The following is a 15578-nucleotide window of genomic DNA, read 5'->3' on the forward strand; positions in this document are numbered from 1 at the left end:
CGGCCGGTGCTGCGGACAACAAGGAAACGCCATGAAACTGTGTGGATTCGAGGTCGGGCTGGACCAGCCCCTGTTCCTGATCGCCGGCCCCTGCGTAATCGAGTCGATGCAGCTGCAGCTTGATACCGCCGGCAAGCTGAAGGAGATCACCGACAAGCTCGGCGTCAACTTCATCTTCAAGTCCAGCTTCGACAAGGCCAATCGCACCTCGGGCACCGCCTTCCGCGGCCCGGGCATGGAAGAAGGCCTGAAGGTCCTGGCCGAAGTGAAGAAGCAGATCGGCGTGCCGGTGCTGACCGACGTCCACGAATACACCCCGATGGATGAAGTGGCCTCGGTGGTGGACGTGCTGCAGACCCCGGCGTTCCTGGTCCGCCAGACCGACTTCATCCGCAAGGTGTGCTCGGCCGGCAAGCCGGTCAACATCAAGAAGGGCCAGTTCCTGGCGCCGTGGGACATGAAGCCGGTCGTGGAGAAGGCCAAGGCCACCGGCAACGAGCAGATCATGGTCTGCGAGCGTGGTGCCAGCTTCGGCTACAACAACCTGGTCAGTGACATGCGCTCGCTGGCAGTGATGCGCGATACCGGTTGCCCGGTGGTGTTCGACGCCACCCATTCGGTGCAGCTGCCGGGTGGGCAGGGCACCAGTTCGGGCGGTCAGCGCGAACACGTGCCGGTGCTGGCCCGTGCCGCGGTGGCGGTGGGCATCTCCGGCCTGTTCGCCGAGACCCATCCGGACCCGTCCAAGGCCCTGTCCGATGGCCCCAATGCATGGCCGCTGGACCAGATGGAAGCGCTGCTCGAGACCCTGATGGAGCTTGACGCGGTGACCAAGAAGCACGGCTTCTCGCGTTTCGCGTGAGTCGTGACCCGTGGCGGGCGCTGGAGGCCCAGCGCCGCCGCCGGCACTGGAAACAGGGGCCCTGGGGCCTGATTGCACTGGGCCTGGCCGTGCTGTTCACCGTGGGCATGTTCGGGCTGGTGCTGATCGGCGCCGCATCCGTGCGGCCACCGGGTGATGGTGGCAGCGGGCTCAATCTGCGCGCGTACTTCATTGCGCTGCTGGTCGCGGAGTTGGTGGCGGCCGTAGGTTGCATCACTGCTGCTGTACTGGCCTGGCGGCTGAATCGTGGCAAGGTGATGGCTGGCCTGGCGATCATCCTGCTGTCGCTGTGGTTCGGCGCCCTGTTCTACGGAGTGCTTTGATGAATACGACCACGTCGGCGCGCGGCTGGCCATGGGGGCTGATCGCTCTGGGCCTGGCCGTGTTGACCTGGATGGCCCTTGTGGTGGGCGTGCTGGCCTTCACCGCCAGTTTCCGGCCGCCGGGGGACGGAAACAACGGCGTGCAGGCCACGCAGTGGTGGTTGCTGGGCGCGCTGGTCACGATGGTGCTGTCCTTCCTGGGCAGCCCGGTGGCGATGGTGCTGGCCTGGCGACGGCGGCGTGGCCCCATCCTGGCGGCGATTGCCGGTGCGTTGCTGGTGATGTTGGTGTCGCTGGTGCTGATCGTGATCGGGTCCAGCTGGGGCTGAAGCCGCCCATTCCATTTGGCAAGTGGCGGGCAGCCGGGGATAATCACGCGGCATTCGTTTTGTCGCCCCTCTCCAGACAGGTAACCGGTCCGACCATGAGTACGATCCGCAGCATCCACGCCCGTGAAATCCTCGACAGTCGTGGCAACCCCACGCTGGAAGCCGAAGTCATCCTGGAGGACGGTTCGTTCGGTCGTGCCGCGGTTCCCTCCGGCGCCTCGACCGGCACCAAGGAAGCGGTCGAGCTGCGTGACGGCGACAAGACCCGTTACCTGGGCAAGGGCGTGCGCAAGGCCGTCGACAACGTCAACACCACGATTGCCGCCGCGCTGAAGGGCGTCGAGGCCACCGACCAGGCCGGCCTCGACCGTCGCCTGATCGACCTCGACGGCACCGAGAACAAGGGCCGCCTCGGCGCCAACGCACTGCTGGGTGTTTCGATGGCCGCAGCGCACGCCGCCGCCGCATCGAGCAAGCAGGCACTGTGGCAGTATCTGGCCGCCAAGACCGGCGTGAGCCCGTCGCTGCCGGTGCCGATGATGAACATCATCAACGGCGGTGCGCATGCCGACAACAACGTCGACTTCCAGGAGTTCATGGTGCTGCCGGTCGGCTTCACCTCGTTCTCCGAAGCGCTGCGCGCCGGTACCGAAATCTTCCATTCGCTGAAGTCGGTGCTGAAGGGCCACGGCCTGAGCACGGCGGTCGGCGACGAAGGCGGCTTCGCGCCGGACTTCCGCAGCAACGTCGAAGCGCTGGACACCATCCTCGAAGCGATCGGCAAGGCCGGCTACACCGCCGGTGAAGACGTGCTGCTGGGCCTGGACGTGGCTTCCAGCGAGTTCTTCGAGAACGGCAAGTACAACCTGGTCGGCGAGAACAAGCGCCTGACCTCCGAGCAGTTCGTCGACTTCCTCGCCGACTGGGCCGCGCAGTACCCGATCATCACCATTGAAGATGGCCTGGCCGAGAACGACTGGGCCGGCTGGAAGCTGCTGACCGACCGCATCGGCAAGAAGGTGCAGCTGGTCGGCGACGACCTGTTCGTGACCAACCCGAAGATCTTCCAGGAAGGCATCGACTCGGGCACCGCCAACGCGATCCTGATCAAGGTCAACCAGATCGGTACCCTGAGCGAAACCCTGGAAGCGATCGCCATGGCCGATCGCGCCGGCTATGCCGCCGTGGTCTCGCACCGTTCCGGCGAAACCGAAGACACCACCATCGCCGACATCGCCGTGGCCACCACCGCCACCCAGATCAAGACCGGCTCGCTGTGCCGCAGCGATCGCGTGGCCAAGTACAACCAGCTGCTGCGCATCGAGGAAGCCCTCGGCGCCGGCGCGCGTTACGCCGGTCGTGACGCGTTCGTTTCGCTGAAGCGCTGAGCCGATGCGCGACTGGCGCTGGATGCTGCTGGTGCTGGCCCTGCTGCTGGGCTGGCTGCAGTACCGCTTCTGGTTCGGTCCGGGCAATTCGGGTGAAGTGATGATGCTCGAAGCCCAGGTCGCCAACCAGGAGCGGGACAATGAGGGCCTGCAGCAGCGCAATGATGCGCTGGCTGCCGAAGTGAAGGACCTCAAGGAAGGCCAGTCCGCCATCGAGGAACGCGCGCGCAGCGAGCTGGGCATGATCAAGCCTGGCGAAAAGTTCTACCGCGTGGTCGAGGATGTGCCGGTGCATCCGGCGCAGCCTGCGGCAGGTGTCAGCGCGCAGGTCGGCGAACACCCGGCGGACGTGCCATGAGTGCGGCGATCTGGGTCGTGGTTCCTGCTGCTGGCCGTGGCACCCGCTTCGGCGCGCCGTTGCCCAAGCAGTACCTGCAGGCAGGTGGACAGATCCTGCTCGCCCATACCCTGGACGCCCTGCTGGCGCACCCGGCCGTGGCCGGTGCGATGGTGGTGATCGGCCAGGACGACGCCGACTGGCCGGGCTGGAACGAGTGGGCGGGCAAGCCGGTGCTGACCTGTGTCGGGGGTGCGACCCGTGCCGCCTCGGTGCTGGCCGGGTTGCAGGCGTTGCCGGAGTCGGTGCGCGCCGATGAGTTCGTGCTGGTCCACGATGCGGCGCGACCGAACCTGTCCCTGGCCGATCTCGGCCGCCTGCTTGAAGTCGGCCGTGCCGACCCGGTTGGCGCGATCCTGGCCGCCCCGGTGCGCGACACGCTCAAGCGTGCAGGCGACGACGGTGGCATCGACGGCACCGAGCCGCGCGAGCGCCTGTGGCGCGCACTGACCCCGCAGCTGTTCCGTCGCCACCAGCTCAGCCGCGCGCTGTCCGACGCTGCTGCCGCCGGTGTTGAAGTCACCGACGAGGCCATGGCCATGGAGCGCCAGGGCCAGCGCCCGCTGCTGGTGGAAGGCAGTGAGGACAACTTCAAGGTCACCACCCCGGCCGATCTGGACCGGTTCGAATTCGTACTTTCCCGCCGCGCCAGCTGATTGCCCGCGCGGCCCTGCTGCAAGGGTTGCATCCATGAGCACCGCACCTTTCCCGCCCGTCCGCATCGGCCAGGGCTATGACGTCCATGCCTTCGGTGAAGGCGATCACATCATGCTCGGCGGCGTGAACGTACCGCACAGCTGCGGCGTGCTCGCCCACAGCGACGGCGACGTGATCCTGCACGCTCTGTGCGACGCGATGCTGGGCGCACTGGCGCTGGGTGACATCGGCCAGCATTTCCCGCCAAGCGACAGCCGCTGGAAGGGCGCCGACAGCAGTGATTTCGTGCGCCACTGCGACAGCCTGCTGCGTGAGCGTGGCTGGCGTGTCGGCAACACCGACATCACCGTGATCTGCGAGCGGCCCAAGGTTGGCCCGCATGCGCTGGCCATGCGTGAGCGCATCGGCGAGCTGCTGCAGTTGCCGCTGGATGCGGTCAGCGTCAAGGCCACCACCTCGGAAAAGCTGGGCTTCACCGGCCGTGGTGAAGGCATCGCCGCGCAGGCCGTGGTGCTGCTGGTGGCCGCATGATTCCGCTGCCGCTTGCATTCGGTGCGCCATTGCTCACAGCGCGCATCCGCACCACGCCGGACGATTTCCAGGTCGACGAGCTGCCGGCCTTCGAGGCCACCGGCGAAGGTGAGCACCTGCTGCTGCATATCCGCAAGCGCGGCGCGAACACCGTGCATGTGGCCAAGGTGCTGGCCAAGTGGGCCGGCCTGCCGGAAATGGCGGTCAGCTACGCCGGCATGAAGGATCGCCACGCGGTCACCACCCAGCGTTTCAGCGTGCACCTGCCCAAGCGCATTGCGCCGGACCTGGCCGAGTTGGCCAGTGATGAGATCGAAGTGCTCGACGCGACCTGGCATAACCGCAAGCTGCAGCGTGGCGCACTGGCCGGCAACCGTTTCAAGCTGGTGTTGCGTGAAGTGCAGGGCGATGCCGCAGCGATCAGCGAACGCCTGCAGCAGGTTGCCGAGCGCGGCCTGCCGAACTGGTTCGGCGAGCAGCGCTTTGGCCGCGACGGCGGCAACGTGCCGGCGGCACTGGCGATGTTCGGTGGCCGCCGCATGCGCAAGGATCAGCGTTCGTTGCTGCTGTCAGCCGCGCGTTCGGCGCTGTTCAACCGCGTGCTGGCCGCGCGCGTGGAGCAGGGCAACTGGGATCAGCCGCTGGAGGGCGAAGTGTGGATGCTCGATGGCAGCCGCAGCGTGTTCGGACCCGAGCCGTACACCGACGTGCTGGCCGAGCGCCTGGCGCGTTTCGACATCCATCCCAGCGCGCCGCTGTGGGGCGAAGGCGAGCTGCGCAGCACCGATGCGGCACGCGAGCTGGAGCTGGCCGCGCTGGACGACGAAGAGTCGAAGGCACTGCGGGCCGGCCTGGAAGACGCGCGCCTGAAGCAGGAGCGCCGCGCGCTGCGCCTGCGCCCGGCGCTGCTGCAGCACCAATGGCTGGCCGATGACGTGCTGGAGTTGTCGTTCGCGCTGCCGCCGGGCTGCTACGCCACCGCCGTGCTGCACGAGCTCGGCCCGGTCGAAGACGCCTCGCAGGCCTGAGCAGGGCGCGCGGTAGAGTCGACTGTCAGTCGACTTGCGCGCGCAGCGCGCGGTATTCGCTTGCCGCTGGAAGAGCAGTCGACTGACAGTCGACTCTACCTGGACACATGGTGTCCCCTTTTTTCACCGCCGTGCCAGCAGCACCAGTACCGCGCCGGTGCCGCCTTGCCCGGTCGGCGCCGAATGGAAGGCCAGCACGTCGTTGCGCAGCCGCAGCAGGCGATCAACCAGGTTCTTCAGCACCGGCGCACCGCCATCGGACTGCAGGCCCTTGCCGTGGATGATGCGCACGCAGCCATACTCGTGTGCATGCGCCTCCAGCAGGAACTGGCGCAGCAGCGTCTCCGCCTGCGCGGCGGTGGCGCCGTGCAGGTCCAGTTCGTCCTGTACCGAGTACTGGCCACGCTTGAGGCGCTGGAACAGGCGTGGTGGCAGGTTGTCGCGGCGATAGCTGGCCACGTCGCCGGCTTCCAGCGGCGTGCTGTCGCGCAGCAGCCGGGCGAACTCGCCGGCGGCTTCGGCCTCGTCACGTTCGGCCATGCGCGCGCGCGGCTTCGGCCGGGGCGCAGCCGGTGCCGGCTCGGCATCCTTGCGCAGCGGCGTCACTTCGCCGATGGCTGCACGGAACAATGCGGCCGGATCTTCATCTTCAGGGTGCGACATGCGCACAGGGTAAACCGCCGGCGCAGGTCTGCCTATGACGGTTCGATGTCGGCCGTGACCGCCGGCAGGGTAGGACCAGCGGCTCGCATGCGGCACAATAGACGATGCCCTTGCAGGGTCGACGGCTTCCGCAGGGGAGTACGACGGTCCCGCCCACACTGCACGGTGATGGAATCGAATTCTTGAAAAATCAAGCGGTTAAATCGAAGATGCGAATCCTGGTCAGTAACGACGATGGCGTCGACGCCGCAGGCATCCGGATGCTTGCTTCGGTGCTGCGCGAGGCCGGACACGAAGTCACGGTGGTGGCACCCGACCGCGATCGCTCCGGCGCCAGCAATTCGCTGACCCTGGACCTGCCGATCCGCCTCAAGCGCATCGACCATTACACCGTCTCGGTGGCCGGCACCCCGACCGACTGCGTGCACCTGGCGCTGACCGGGCTGCTCGAGTTCGAACCCGACATTGTCGTGTCCGGCATCAACAACGCCGCCAACCTCGGCGATGACGTGATCTATTCCGGCACCGTCTCGGCGGCGATGGAAGGCCGCTTCCTCGGCCTGCCGGCGGTGGCGGTCTCGCTGGTTACCCGCAACCATGATCCGAAGCACTTCGAGACTGCTGCGCGCGCCGCGGTGGAGATCGTCGCCCGGCTCAAGGCCGATCCGTTGCCGGCTGACACCATCCTCAACGTCAACGTGCCGGATCTGCCGTGGAGCGAGGTCAAGGGCTTCGAGGTCACCCGCCTGGGGAACCGCCATCGCGCCGAAGGCTGCATCGCGCAGAAGGATCCGCGCGGCAACGAGGTGTACTGGATCGGCCCGGCCGGTCGTGAGCAGGACTCCGGTCCCGGCACCGATTTCCATGCGGTGCGCACCGGCCACATCTCGATCACTCCGATCCAGGTCGACCTGACCCGCTACCAGGCACTGGAGAAGGTGGCCAGCTGGGTTGGCGGCCTCAGTGCGGCGCTGGACCAGCCGGCATGAGCCCACGCCTGCGCCTGCAACCGGAAGCCGTCGGTATCGGCATGACCTCGCAGCGCGTGCGTGACCGCCTGGTCGACCGCCTTCGCGAAGCCGGGATCGTCGACGAGCCGACCTTGAACGCGATCCGGGTGGTGCCGCGCCATCTGTTCATCGACGAGGCACTGGCCTCGCGCGCGTATGAAGACACCGCGCTGCCGATCGGCCACGGCCAGACCATCTCGCAACCCTGGGTGGTCGCGCGGATGACCGAGGCGGTGCTCCAGGTCGCGCCGAAGCGGGTGCTGGAAGTCGGCACCGGTTCCGGTTACCAGGCCGCCATCCTCGGTGCGCTGGGCCTGGAGGTCTACACCGTGGAGCGCATCGGCGATCTGCTGCGCCAGGCCCGCAAGCGCTTCCGTGCGCTGGGCATGAACATCCGCACCAAGCATGACGACGGCCGCGTCGGTTGGGCCGAGCACGGTCCGTTCGATGCCATCGTGGTCACTGCGGCGGCGCCGGCACTGGTCGACGCCCTGATCGAGCAGCTGGCCGGGGGCGGCCGCCTGGTGGCGCCGGTCGGTGGCCCCGGAGCGCAGTCGCTGGTACAGCTGGACCGCAAGGCCGACGGCAGCATCGAACAACACGTGCTGGCGCCGGTCACGTTCGTGCCGCTGCTGTCTGGCATGCTCGACTAATCCACGGAGCAGGGTTGCATGAAGATTTTCGGGCCGCTGTACGAGCGGGCGATGAAGTGGGCGGCGCACGAACGCGCGCCGACCTACCTGACGGTGTTGAGCTTCTTCGAGGCGATCATCTTCCCGGTGATGCCGGAGGTGATGCTGGCGCCGATGTGCGTGGCCCAGCCCAAGCGCGGCTGGTGGTTCGCCACCCTCAGCCTGGCCGGCTCGATGGTCGGCGCGCTGGTTGGCTATGCACTGGGTCATTACGCCTTCGAGGCGATCAAGCCGCTGTTCGAAGCGCTGGGCATGCTGCCGGCGATCGAGCAGGGCATCATCACCGTGCAGGCGAAGATGGCCGAGTCGCCCTGGGCGGTGTTCACCTTCCTGGTGCTGGGCGGATTCATGCCCATCCCGATGAAGGTCTTCACGTGGGCATCGGGTATCGTCGGCGTACCGATGCCGCAGTACCTGCTGAGCATGCTGATCGGTCGCGGCAAGCGCGTGTTCGTGCTGGCTGCGGTCATCCGTATCGGTGGTGCGCGTGCCGAAGCGGCACTGCGTCGCTGGATTGAACCGCTGGGCTGGATCGCCACCGCGTTGGTGGTGGTGCTGATCGCCTGGCTTGTATGGAGGTCGAAGTTCGCATGAGTCCTGATCGTCAGAGCAAGGGAGTGCGCATCGGCGCGCTGGCGTTGCTGGTTTCCACCCTGGCCGCCTGCGGCACCGCCACTGTGGTCCGCCCGGGTGGTGGCAGCACCGCCAGTGGTGTGACCACGCCGAAGACCTCGGTGCCCAAGCCCGGGCAGACCGTGGTGGTGCGCAAGGGCGACACCATCTATGCGCTGGCCCGCATCCATGACATCACCCCGGCCGACCTGATTGCCTGGAATCGTCTGGACAACCCGTCGACCATCTACCCCGGCCAGGTGATCCGCCTGTATCCGCAGGGGGCCACCAGCGGCCGTGCGCCGACCACGGTGGTCACCCCGCCGCGTTCGGCTGGCAGCAGTGGCGGCAGCACCGCGCCGGCCCCGGCGCCGGTCGGGCCGGTGAAGAGCAACATCGCCTGGCGCTGGCCAGCCGATGGCGCGATCGTCGGCCGCTACGTGGCCGGTGACGCGACCAAGCAGGGCGTGGACATCGCCGGCACCAGCGGCCAGCCGGTCAAGGCCACCGCCAATGGCGTGGTGGTGTACTCCGGTGCCGGCCTGGTCGGCTACGGCGAACTGATCATCATCAAGCACAGCGACCAGTGGCTGTCCGCCTATGGTCACAACCGCAAGCGCCTGGTCAATGAAGGGCAGAGCGTGAAGGCTGGCGAGCAGATCGCCGAAATGGGCCGTACCGGTGCGAACCGCGACATGGTCCACTTCGAGATTCGTTACAACGGCAAGCCGGTCGACCCGCAGCAGTATCTGCCGGCACGCTGATCACCGTGTGATCGGGTAGCGCCGGGTCACGCCCGGCGGCTTTCCGCGCCGCGCCGCGACGCGGCGCCGCCCGAGCATGGGCTCGGGCGCTACAGAGTAGGTGTGATCCAGGGCACTGCCGGGCCATGCCCGGCGACGCCACGTCAGCCTTCGAGAATGAAGGCGGCGGCGACCTTGCGGCCTTCGCCAGCCAGGATGTTGAAGGTGCGTGCGGCGGCCGGATTGTTCATCACTTCCAGGCCGATGCCGCGTGACAGGCAGGCGGCCATCACCACCGCCGGCGGGAACACCTGGCGGTCACCGGTGCCGAGCACGATCAGCGCCGGGTTCAGCGCCAGGATCGGCTCCAGGTCGGCCAGCTGCAGTTCGGTGGCCTGCTTCACCGGCCAGCGCTCGACCAGCTGGTCCGGGGTCAGGAAGAAGCTGCTGCCCAGCACCAGCTCGTTGACCCGGGCCGAGCGGCCATCGGCGGCGCGCAGGCTGTAGGCGTAATCCGGCGGTTCGTGGTTCAGCTGCATGGCAGTAGGGCGATCAGCCGCGCGGCAGCACGATCTGTCGCTGTTCCTTGCTCGGGCGGTACAGCACGGCGACGTGGCCGATGCGCTGCACCAGCGCGCTTTCGGTGGCTTCGACGATCTCGCCGATCATCACGTCACGGGCGTCGCGGTCTTCGGCAGCGACCTTCACCTTGACCAGCTCGTGGCGCTCCAGCACTTCGTTCAGCTCAGCGATGAAGGCCGGGGTCACACCCTTGCCGCCGGTCTGCAGCAGGGCCTTCAGGTCGTGGGCTTGGCCGCGCAGGAAACGGGTCTGGGAAGCGGTCAGGGCGATGGACATGCAGGAAAACACGGTTGAATGGGGCGATCAGGGTATCATGAGGACCCCATCAGCCCCTATTTTCAATGGCTACCCGCAGCAAAAGCAGCCAGCGCTGGCTCAAGGAACACTTCTCCGACCCCTTCGTGAAGAAGGCCCAGGCCGAAGGCATGCGTTCGCGCGCCGCCTACAAGCTCGAAGAGCTGCTGGAACGTGACCGGTTGCTGAAGCCGCACATGGTGGTGGTCGACCTCGGCGCGGCCCCGGGCGGCTGGTCTCAGCAGGTTCGGAGACAGATCGGCGACACCGGCCGCGTGCTGGCCCTGGACATCCTGGACATGCCGCCGCTGGCCGGCGTCGAGTTCCTTCATGGTGACTTCAGGGAAGAAGCCGTTCTATCGCAGTTTGAAGCCATGCTCGGGGATCAGCCGGTAGACCTTGTGCTGTCGGACATGGCCCCCAATAAGAGTGGTGTGGGCGCGGTCGACCAGCCGCGGATGATGCACCTGGCGGAGCTGGCCCTGGATTTTGCCGACAACCACCTGAAAACCGGTGGGGCATTCCTGATCAAGCTGTTCCAGGGCGAGGGCTTTGACGACTACGTGCGCGACATGCGCCGCCGGTACGACAAAGTCTCCATCCGCAAGCCGGAAGCCTCGCGCAAGCGCTCTCCCGAGGTGTATGCCTTGGGTCAGGGAAAACGCGCCCACATGAAGTAAGCTCGCAACGTACGCAAGTTCGACCCCAACGCAACGCCAGCACTGAGAGGAACACCGGAGCCAATGAGGATGAACGACTTGACCAAGAACCTCCTGCTATGGGTGGTCGTCGCCGTCGTGCTGATGGTGGTCTTCCAGAGCTTCTCGCCCAAGTCCTCCGGGGCCGGGGCGCAGGGCGCGTCGTATTCGCAGTTCCTGGACCAGGTGGACAGCGGCAACGTGCAGAAGGTCGCCTTCGGCGGCGACATGCGCGGCGGCACCAGCCAGCTGACCTACACCACCCGCGGTGGGCAGTCGTCCACCATCACCGCGCCGTTCGATCGTGACCTGATCAACGTGCTGCGCACCAAGAACGTGGAGATCGTGCAGGAGGAGCCGTCCAGCGGCATTTCCCTCGGCGCGATCCTGATGAATTTCCTGCCGGTCATCCTGATCATCGGCTTCTGGTTGTTCATCATGCGCCAGATGCAGGGCGGTGGCGGCGGTGCCAAGGGCGCGATGTCCTTCGGCAAGTCGCGCGCCAAGCTGCAGGGCGAAGACCAGATCAAGGTCACCTTCGCCGACGTCGCCGGCTGCGACGAGGCCAAGGAAGAAGTGGGTGAACTGGTCGACTTCCTGCGCGACCCGTCCAAGTTCACCAAGCTGGGCGGCAAGATTCCGCGCGGCGTGCTGATGGTGGGCCCGCCGGGTACCGGCAAGACGCTGCTGGCCAAGGCCATCGCCGGCGAAGCCAAGGTGCCGTTCTTCTCGATCTCCGGTTCGGACTTCGTTGAAATGTTCGTCGGCGTCGGCGCCAGCCGCGTGCGCGACATGTTCGAGCAGGCCAAGAAGCACGCGCCGTGCATCATCTTCATCGACGAAATCGACGCCGTCGGTCGCCACCGTGGCGCCGGCCTGGGCGGCGGTCACGACGAGCGCGAGCAGACCCTGAACCAGCTGCTGGTCGAGATGGACGGGTTTGAAGGCGGCGAAGGCGTGATCGTGATCGCCGCGACCAACCGTCCGGACGTGCTGGACCCGGCGCTGCTGCGTCCGGGCCGTTTCGACCGCCAGGTCGTGGTCGGCCTGCCGGACGTGAAGGGCCGCGAGCACATCCTGAAGGTCCACATGCGCAAGCTGCCCCTGGCCGACGATGTCGAGCCGATGGTGATCGCGCGCGGTACCCCGGGCTTCTCCGGCGCCGACCTGGCCAACCTCTGCAACGAGGCCGCCCTGTTCGCTGCGCGTGGCAACGAGAAGGAAGTCCGCATGGACCACTTCGACCGTGCCCGCGACAAGATCCTGATGGGTGCCGAGCGCCGCTCGATGGCCATGAGCGAAGAAGAGAAGACGCTCACCGCCTACCACGAGGCCGGTCACGCCATCGTCGGCCGCCTGGTGCCCGAGCACGACCCGGTCTACAAGGTCACCATCATTCCGCGCGGCCGTGCGCTGGGTGTGACCATGTACCTGCCGGAAGGCGACAAGTATTCGATGAACCGCGTGGCGATCAAGTCGCAGCTGTGCTCGCTGTACGGTGGTCGTGTGGCGGAGGAGCTGATCTTCGGTGCCGACAAGGTCACCACGGGCGCCTCCAACGACATCGAACGCGCCACCAAGATGGCTCGCAACATGGTCACCAAGTGGGGCCTGTCCGACCAGCTCGGCCCGATTGCCTATGGCGAAGAAGATGACGAGGTGTTCCTGGGGCGCTCGGTCACCCAGCACAAGAGCGTGTCCAACGACACCGCGCGCCGCATCGACGAGGAAGTGCGCAACATCCTCGACGAGGCTTACGCACGCACCACCGAGCTGATGACGGCCAACCTGGACAAGCTGCACGCGATGTCGCAGCTGCTGCTGCAGTACGAGACCATCGACGCGCCGCAGATCGACGCCATCATGGAGGGCCGCGATCCGCCGCCGCCGGCCGGCTGGAACAAGTCGAACAAGGATGGTGGCAACGACAAGGGCGGCGACGCCCGTCCGCTGCCGCCGATCGCAGGCCCGGCCGAATCGCACTGACGGCCCGCTGCACGTGACACCAGACGAGGCCGGGGTAACCCGGCTTCGTTGTTTATGGGCCATCGGCCCATCCTGAAGAACCGATCTGACGCTGGAGCCCGCATGTCCGCCCCGAAGCCCGAACCGATTTCCCACACCGTCGAAATGGTCATCGCCACCGTGGTCGGCGTGGGTGTGGGCCTTGGCGCAGACAACCTGCTGCTGGGCTGTGGGGTGGGTATCGCCGTTGGCATCGTGCTGAGCATCGCCAAGACCCTGTACGTGGATCGCAAGCGCCGCCGCCGTTGAGGGGTGTTGGCAGGGCTGCGCCCTGCACCTGCTACGAGCCAGAGCAACAGCAACAGCAACAGCGTGCATTCCGTGGTTTGGCGGGGCGATGTCGGAGTGCGGGGACGCCGTAAATCCGTCCATGGAGGCTTGGCAGCCGCATCCATGCGGCTGACACCCCGCACTCCGACACCGCCCCACCTCTGACAGATTCCGGGAGCTGTTGGTAGGTGTCGACCTTGGTCGACACGTAGATCCACGTCATGCATGGATGAATCTCTGTCAGATGTCGAAATCAATATGGGGTCAGATCCGTTTTCCGGAGGAAAACGGATCTGACCCCAATAGTCGTTCCAACAGATCGCGGAAATCTGTCGAAGGCGGGGTGGGTCCGGTTGCGGGGGCGTGAGCCGCATGGATGCGGCGACCGAGCTTACATGGACGTACTTGCAGCGGCCCCCGCAACCGGACCCACCCCGCCATTCTTCAGTGAACCCGCTGTTGCTCCGGCTGTTGCTGTCGCTCTGGCCTCTGCGGGTGCAGGGCGCCGCCCTGCCGAACTAAACTACCTTTCGTTGTCCCAGCAGGATTGCCCATGTTCGATACCTCGCCCCAGCTCGACTGCGCCGGCCGCATCCTGCGCCTGGACCGTGCCCAGGTCATGGGCATCGTCAACGTCACCCCGGACTCGTTCTCCGATGGCGGCGCGCACGACACCACCGAGGCGGCCGTCGCCCACGGTCTGAAGCTGGTCGAGGAGGGCGCCGACCTGCTCGACATCGGCGGCGAATCGACCCGCCCGGGCGCTGCGCCGGTGTCGATCCAGGATGAGCTGCGCAGGGTGATTCCGGTGATCGAGCAGCTGGCCGCCCGCACCCAGGTGCCGATCAGCATCGACACCTTCAAGCCGGAGGTGATGCGCGCGGCGGTGGCCGCTGGCGCCGGCATGATCAACGACATCTTCGGCCTGCGTCAGGACGGGGCGCTGGACGCCGCCGCTGCAACCGGCGTGCCGGTGGTGCTGATGCACATGCAGGGCGAGCCAGGCCACATGCAGGCCGATCCACATTACGACGACGTGGTCGCCGAGGTGCACGGCTTCCTGGTCCAGCGCCTGTTCGCTGCCGAGATGGCGGGCATTGCGAAGAAGAACCTGTTGATCGATCTCGGTTTCGGTTTCGGCAAAACCACTGCCCACAACATGACCCTGCTGGCGCGCTCGGAACGCTTCCTGGAACTGGGCGTGCCGATGTTGGCTGGCCTGTCGCGCAAACGCAGCCTGGGCGAACTGACCGGCCGCGACACGCCATCCGAGCGGGTCGCGGCGTCGGTGGCCGCACATCTGATCGCGGTGCAGCGCGGTGCGCGCATCGTGCGCGTGCATGACGTGGCGGCCACCGTTGATGCGCTGAAGATCTGGCAGGCCGTCGACGCCGTGCCGACGCCGCGTGCCGATGTCACGCCGTCGATCCGCTGGCCGGACGAAGACTGATGGGCATCGACCGGCGGCCGCTGGCGATCGCCGTGATGGGGCCGACTGCCAGTGGCAAGACCGCCACGGCGATCGCCCTGGCGCGGCAACTGGACGGCGAGATCGTCAGCGTCGATTCGGCGCTGGTCTACCGGTATCTGGATATTGGTTCGGCCAAGCCCGACGCCGCCGAGCGTGCGCAGGCGCCGCATCATCTGCTGGACCTGCGCGATCCGTGGCAGACCTATTCGGCGGCCGAGTTCGCGGCCGATGCCAGCCGGGTCGTGGCCGACATCGTGGCGCGTGGCAAAACGCCGATCCTGGCAGGTGGTACGGGGCTGTACTTCCGGGCCCTGCTGCAGGGCCTGTCGCCGATGCCGGAGGCTGACCCGGTAATGCGCGAGGCGCTCAGCGCCGAGGCGGCCGAGCGTGGTTGGGTGGCACTGCATGCGGAGCTGGCCGAGGTCGATCCGGCAGCGGCCGCGCGCATCCATGCCACCGACCCGCAACGCATCCAGCGGGCGCTGGAAGTCTACCGCCTGACCGGTACCCCCATCACCGAATGGCAGCGTCGGCCGGGCGTGGCGCCGTTGCCGGTACGCACCCTCAAACTGATCCTGGCCCCGCGTGACCGCGCCGTCCTGCACCAGCGCATCGAGGCCCGCTTCGACGCCATGCTGGCGCAGGGCTTCCTGGACGAGGTGCGGGCACTGCGTGCAATGCCGGAAATGGCCGCCGTGACGGCGCCGCTGGACCTGCCGGCGGTGCGTGCGGTCGGCTACCGCCAAGCCTGGGAATACCTCGACGGCGAGGGCGATGCCGCCCGTTTCCGTGACAAGGCGATCTTCGCCACTCGCCAGCTGGCCAAGCGCCAGCTGACCTGGCTGCGTGGCGAGCTTGATGCGCGCTGGTTCGACCCCCATATGGACAGGGAGCACCTGGCCGGCGCGGTGTCGACCTTCGTCGCACGCTGAACCCCCGCCAGCCGTGTAACATCATCGGTCGGCGGGCGGCTCGGGGGCCG

20 protein-coding genes are annotated in these 15578 nt (G+C 67.0%); 17 read left to right on the top strand and 3 right to left on the bottom strand.

Features of this window, described 5'->3' with window-relative positions:
• Positions 1-31: 31 nt before the first annotated feature.
• The 8 genes from kdsA to truD all read left to right on the top strand — a co-directional run bounded on the left by kdsA (position 32) and on the right by truD (position 5536).
• Positions 32-862, top strand: a complete 831-nt coding sequence (kdsA, locus tag AC5P8D_RS09945; RefSeq protein ID WP_019338187.1) for a 3-deoxy-8-phosphooctulonate synthase — start codon at positions 32-34, stop codon at positions 860-862.
• A complete protein-coding gene (locus tag AC5P8D_RS09950; RefSeq protein WP_495203288.1) occupies positions 859-1206 on the top strand; it encodes a hypothetical protein in 348 nt (115 codons plus the stop codon). Before kdsA ends, AC5P8D_RS09950 begins: the two co-directional genes overlap by 4 nt.
• Positions 1206-1535, top strand: a complete 330-nt coding sequence (locus AC5P8D_RS09955; RefSeq protein WP_010485991.1) for a hypothetical protein — start codon at positions 1206-1208, stop codon at positions 1533-1535. Before AC5P8D_RS09950 ends, AC5P8D_RS09955 begins: the two co-directional genes overlap by 1 nt.
• 95 nt (positions 1536-1630) lie before the next feature.
• On the top strand, positions 1631-2923 hold the full coding sequence (gene eno, locus AC5P8D_RS09960) for a phosphopyruvate hydratase (protein WP_057502983.1): 1293 nt from the start codon (positions 1631-1633) through the stop codon (positions 2921-2923).
• Positions 2924-2927: 4 nt separating this feature from the next.
• Positions 2928-3281 (top strand): cell division protein FtsB, encoded by a 354-nt coding sequence (gene ftsB / locus AC5P8D_RS09965; RefSeq protein ID WP_099559596.1) that lies wholly within the window; start codon positions 2928-2930, stop codon positions 3279-3281.
• A complete protein-coding gene (gene ispD / locus AC5P8D_RS09970) occupies positions 3278-3976 on the top strand; it encodes a 2-C-methyl-D-erythritol 4-phosphate cytidylyltransferase (protein ID WP_049435946.1) in 699 nt (232 codons plus the stop codon). Before ftsB ends, ispD begins: the two co-directional genes overlap by 4 nt.
• Positions 3977-4010: 34 nt before the next feature.
• Positions 4011-4508, top strand: a complete 498-nt coding sequence (ispF, locus tag AC5P8D_RS09975; protein ID WP_043402123.1) for a 2-C-methyl-D-erythritol 2,4-cyclodiphosphate synthase — start codon at positions 4011-4013, stop codon at positions 4506-4508.
• A complete protein-coding gene (truD, locus tag AC5P8D_RS09980; RefSeq protein WP_049455327.1) occupies positions 4505-5536 on the top strand; it encodes a tRNA pseudouridine(13) synthase TruD in 1032 nt (343 codons plus the stop codon). Before ispF ends, truD begins: the two co-directional genes overlap by 4 nt.
• A 123-nt stretch (positions 5537-5659) precedes the next feature.
• Here truD and AC5P8D_RS09985 read toward each other — a convergent pair whose 3' ends face one another.
• Positions 5660-6199 (bottom strand): Smr/MutS family protein, encoded by a 540-nt coding sequence (locus tag AC5P8D_RS09985; RefSeq protein WP_005409007.1) that lies wholly within the window; start codon positions 6197-6199, stop codon positions 5660-5662.
• 209 nt (positions 6200-6408) lie between these two features.
• Between AC5P8D_RS09985 and surE the strand changes: the two genes are divergently transcribed.
• The 4 genes from surE to AC5P8D_RS10005 are packed head-to-tail and all read left to right on the top strand — an operon-like array spanning position 6409 to position 9277.
• Positions 6409-7188, top strand: a complete 780-nt coding sequence (surE, locus tag AC5P8D_RS09990) for a 5'/3'-nucleotidase SurE (RefSeq protein WP_010485979.1) — start codon at positions 6409-6411, stop codon at positions 7186-7188.
• On the top strand, positions 7185-7862 hold the full coding sequence (locus AC5P8D_RS09995; protein ID WP_049435940.1) for a protein-L-isoaspartate(D-aspartate) O-methyltransferase: 678 nt from the start codon (positions 7185-7187) through the stop codon (positions 7860-7862). The genes surE and AC5P8D_RS09995 overlap by 4 nt, the downstream gene beginning before the upstream one ends.
• 18 nt (positions 7863-7880) lie before the next feature.
• On the top strand, positions 7881-8495 hold the full coding sequence (locus tag AC5P8D_RS10000; protein ID WP_043402113.1) for a YqaA family protein: 615 nt from the start codon (positions 7881-7883) through the stop codon (positions 8493-8495).
• A complete protein-coding gene (locus AC5P8D_RS10005; RefSeq protein WP_049455329.1) occupies positions 8492-9277 on the top strand; it encodes a peptidoglycan DD-metalloendopeptidase family protein in 786 nt (261 codons plus the stop codon). Before AC5P8D_RS10000 ends, AC5P8D_RS10005 begins: the two co-directional genes overlap by 4 nt.
• Before the next feature lie 143 nt (positions 9278-9420).
• On the opposite strand, the gene AC5P8D_RS10010 is transcribed toward AC5P8D_RS10005, so the two are convergent.
• Together AC5P8D_RS10010 and yhbY are read right to left on the bottom strand one after the other, a co-directional pair.
• Positions 9421-9795: an Mth938-like domain-containing protein gene (locus tag AC5P8D_RS10010; protein ID WP_010485970.1), complete on the bottom strand. Its 375-nt coding sequence runs from the start codon at positions 9793-9795 to the stop codon at positions 9421-9423.
• Between the two features lie 13 nt (positions 9796-9808).
• On the bottom strand, positions 9809-10114 hold the full coding sequence (yhbY, locus tag AC5P8D_RS10015) for a ribosome assembly RNA-binding protein YhbY (protein WP_004152868.1): 306 nt from the start codon (positions 10112-10114) through the stop codon (positions 9809-9811).
• A gap of 65 nt (positions 10115-10179) precedes the next feature.
• Between yhbY and rlmE the strand changes: the two genes are divergently transcribed.
• The 5 genes from rlmE (at position 10180) to miaA (ending at position 15528) form a co-directional block, all read left to right on the top strand.
• The gene (rlmE, locus tag AC5P8D_RS10020; RefSeq protein WP_005409014.1) at positions 10180-10812 is read left to right on the top strand and encodes a 23S rRNA (uridine(2552)-2'-O)-methyltransferase RlmE; all 633 of its coding nucleotides are present in this window, start codon (positions 10180-10182) and stop codon (positions 10810-10812) included.
• Between the two features lie 69 nt (positions 10813-10881).
• Positions 10882-12816 carry an ATP-dependent zinc metalloprotease FtsH gene (ftsH, locus tag AC5P8D_RS10025; protein ID WP_010485966.1) on the top strand — a complete coding sequence of 645 codons (1935 nt, stop codon included), beginning with the start codon at positions 10882-10884 and terminating at the stop codon, positions 12814-12816.
• A gap of 102 nt (positions 12817-12918) precedes the next feature.
• On the top strand, positions 12919-13104 hold the full coding sequence (locus tag AC5P8D_RS10030; RefSeq protein WP_049455330.1) for a hypothetical protein: 186 nt from the start codon (positions 12919-12921) through the stop codon (positions 13102-13104).
• 574 nt (positions 13105-13678) lie between these two features.
• The gene (folP, locus tag AC5P8D_RS10035) at positions 13679-14575 is read left to right on the top strand and encodes a dihydropteroate synthase (protein WP_049455331.1); all 897 of its coding nucleotides are present in this window, start codon (positions 13679-13681) and stop codon (positions 14573-14575) included.
• Positions 14575-15528, top strand: a complete 954-nt coding sequence (miaA, locus tag AC5P8D_RS10040; protein WP_049455332.1) for a tRNA (adenosine(37)-N6)-dimethylallyltransferase MiaA — start codon at positions 14575-14577, stop codon at positions 15526-15528. Before folP ends, miaA begins: the two co-directional genes overlap by 1 nt.
• The last annotated feature ends 50 nt before the right edge of the window (positions 15529-15578 follow it).

It is taken from the genome of Stenotrophomonas sp. YJH_SMC_101-4, from assembly GCF_059370395.1.

Excerpts from the sequence above, each read along its gene's own strand:
- kdsA (WP_019338187.1), top strand. The coding sequence starts at position 32 with ATGAAACTGTGTGGATTCGAGGTCGGGCTGGACCAGCCCCTGTTCCTG.
- AC5P8D_RS09955 (WP_010485991.1), top strand. The coding sequence starts at position 1,206 with ATGAATACGACCACGTCGGCGCGCGGCTGGCCATGGGGGCTGATCGCT.
- eno (WP_057502983.1), top strand. The coding sequence starts at position 1,631 with ATGAGTACGATCCGCAGCATCCACGCCCGTGAAATCCTCGACAGTCGT.
- ftsB (WP_099559596.1), top strand. The coding sequence starts at position 2,928 with ATGCGCGACTGGCGCTGGATGCTGCTGGTGCTGGCCCTGCTGCTGGGC.
- ispD (WP_049435946.1), top strand. The coding sequence starts at position 3,278 with ATGAGTGCGGCGATCTGGGTCGTGGTTCCTGCTGCTGGCCGTGGCACC.
- ispF (WP_043402123.1), top strand. The coding sequence starts at position 4,011 with ATGAGCACCGCACCTTTCCCGCCCGTCCGCATCGGCCAGGGCTATGAC.
- truD (WP_049455327.1), top strand. The coding sequence starts at position 4,505 with ATGATTCCGCTGCCGCTTGCATTCGGTGCGCCATTGCTCACAGCGCGC.
- AC5P8D_RS09985 (WP_005409007.1), bottom strand. The coding sequence starts at position 6,199 with ATGTCGCACCCTGAAGATGAAGATCCGGCCGCATTGTTCCGTGCAGCC.
- surE (WP_010485979.1), top strand. The coding sequence starts at position 6,409 with ATGCGAATCCTGGTCAGTAACGACGATGGCGTCGACGCCGCAGGCATC.
- AC5P8D_RS09995 (WP_049435940.1), top strand. The coding sequence starts at position 7,185 with ATGAGCCCACGCCTGCGCCTGCAACCGGAAGCCGTCGGTATCGGCATG.
- AC5P8D_RS10000 (WP_043402113.1), top strand. The coding sequence starts at position 7,881 with ATGAAGATTTTCGGGCCGCTGTACGAGCGGGCGATGAAGTGGGCGGCG.
- AC5P8D_RS10005 (WP_049455329.1), top strand. The coding sequence starts at position 8,492 with ATGAGTCCTGATCGTCAGAGCAAGGGAGTGCGCATCGGCGCGCTGGCG.
- AC5P8D_RS10010 (WP_010485970.1), bottom strand. The coding sequence starts at position 9,795 with ATGCAGCTGAACCACGAACCGCCGGATTACGCCTACAGCCTGCGCGCC.
- yhbY (WP_004152868.1), bottom strand. The coding sequence starts at position 10,114 with ATGTCCATCGCCCTGACCGCTTCCCAGACCCGTTTCCTGCGCGGCCAA.
- rlmE (WP_005409014.1), top strand. The coding sequence starts at position 10,180 with ATGGCTACCCGCAGCAAAAGCAGCCAGCGCTGGCTCAAGGAACACTTC.
- ftsH (WP_010485966.1), top strand. The coding sequence starts at position 10,882 with ATGAACGACTTGACCAAGAACCTCCTGCTATGGGTGGTCGTCGCCGTC.
- AC5P8D_RS10030 (WP_049455330.1), top strand. The coding sequence starts at position 12,919 with ATGTCCGCCCCGAAGCCCGAACCGATTTCCCACACCGTCGAAATGGTC.
- folP (WP_049455331.1), top strand. The coding sequence starts at position 13,679 with ATGTTCGATACCTCGCCCCAGCTCGACTGCGCCGGCCGCATCCTGCGC.
- miaA (WP_049455332.1), top strand. The coding sequence starts at position 14,575 with ATGGGCATCGACCGGCGGCCGCTGGCGATCGCCGTGATGGGGCCGACT.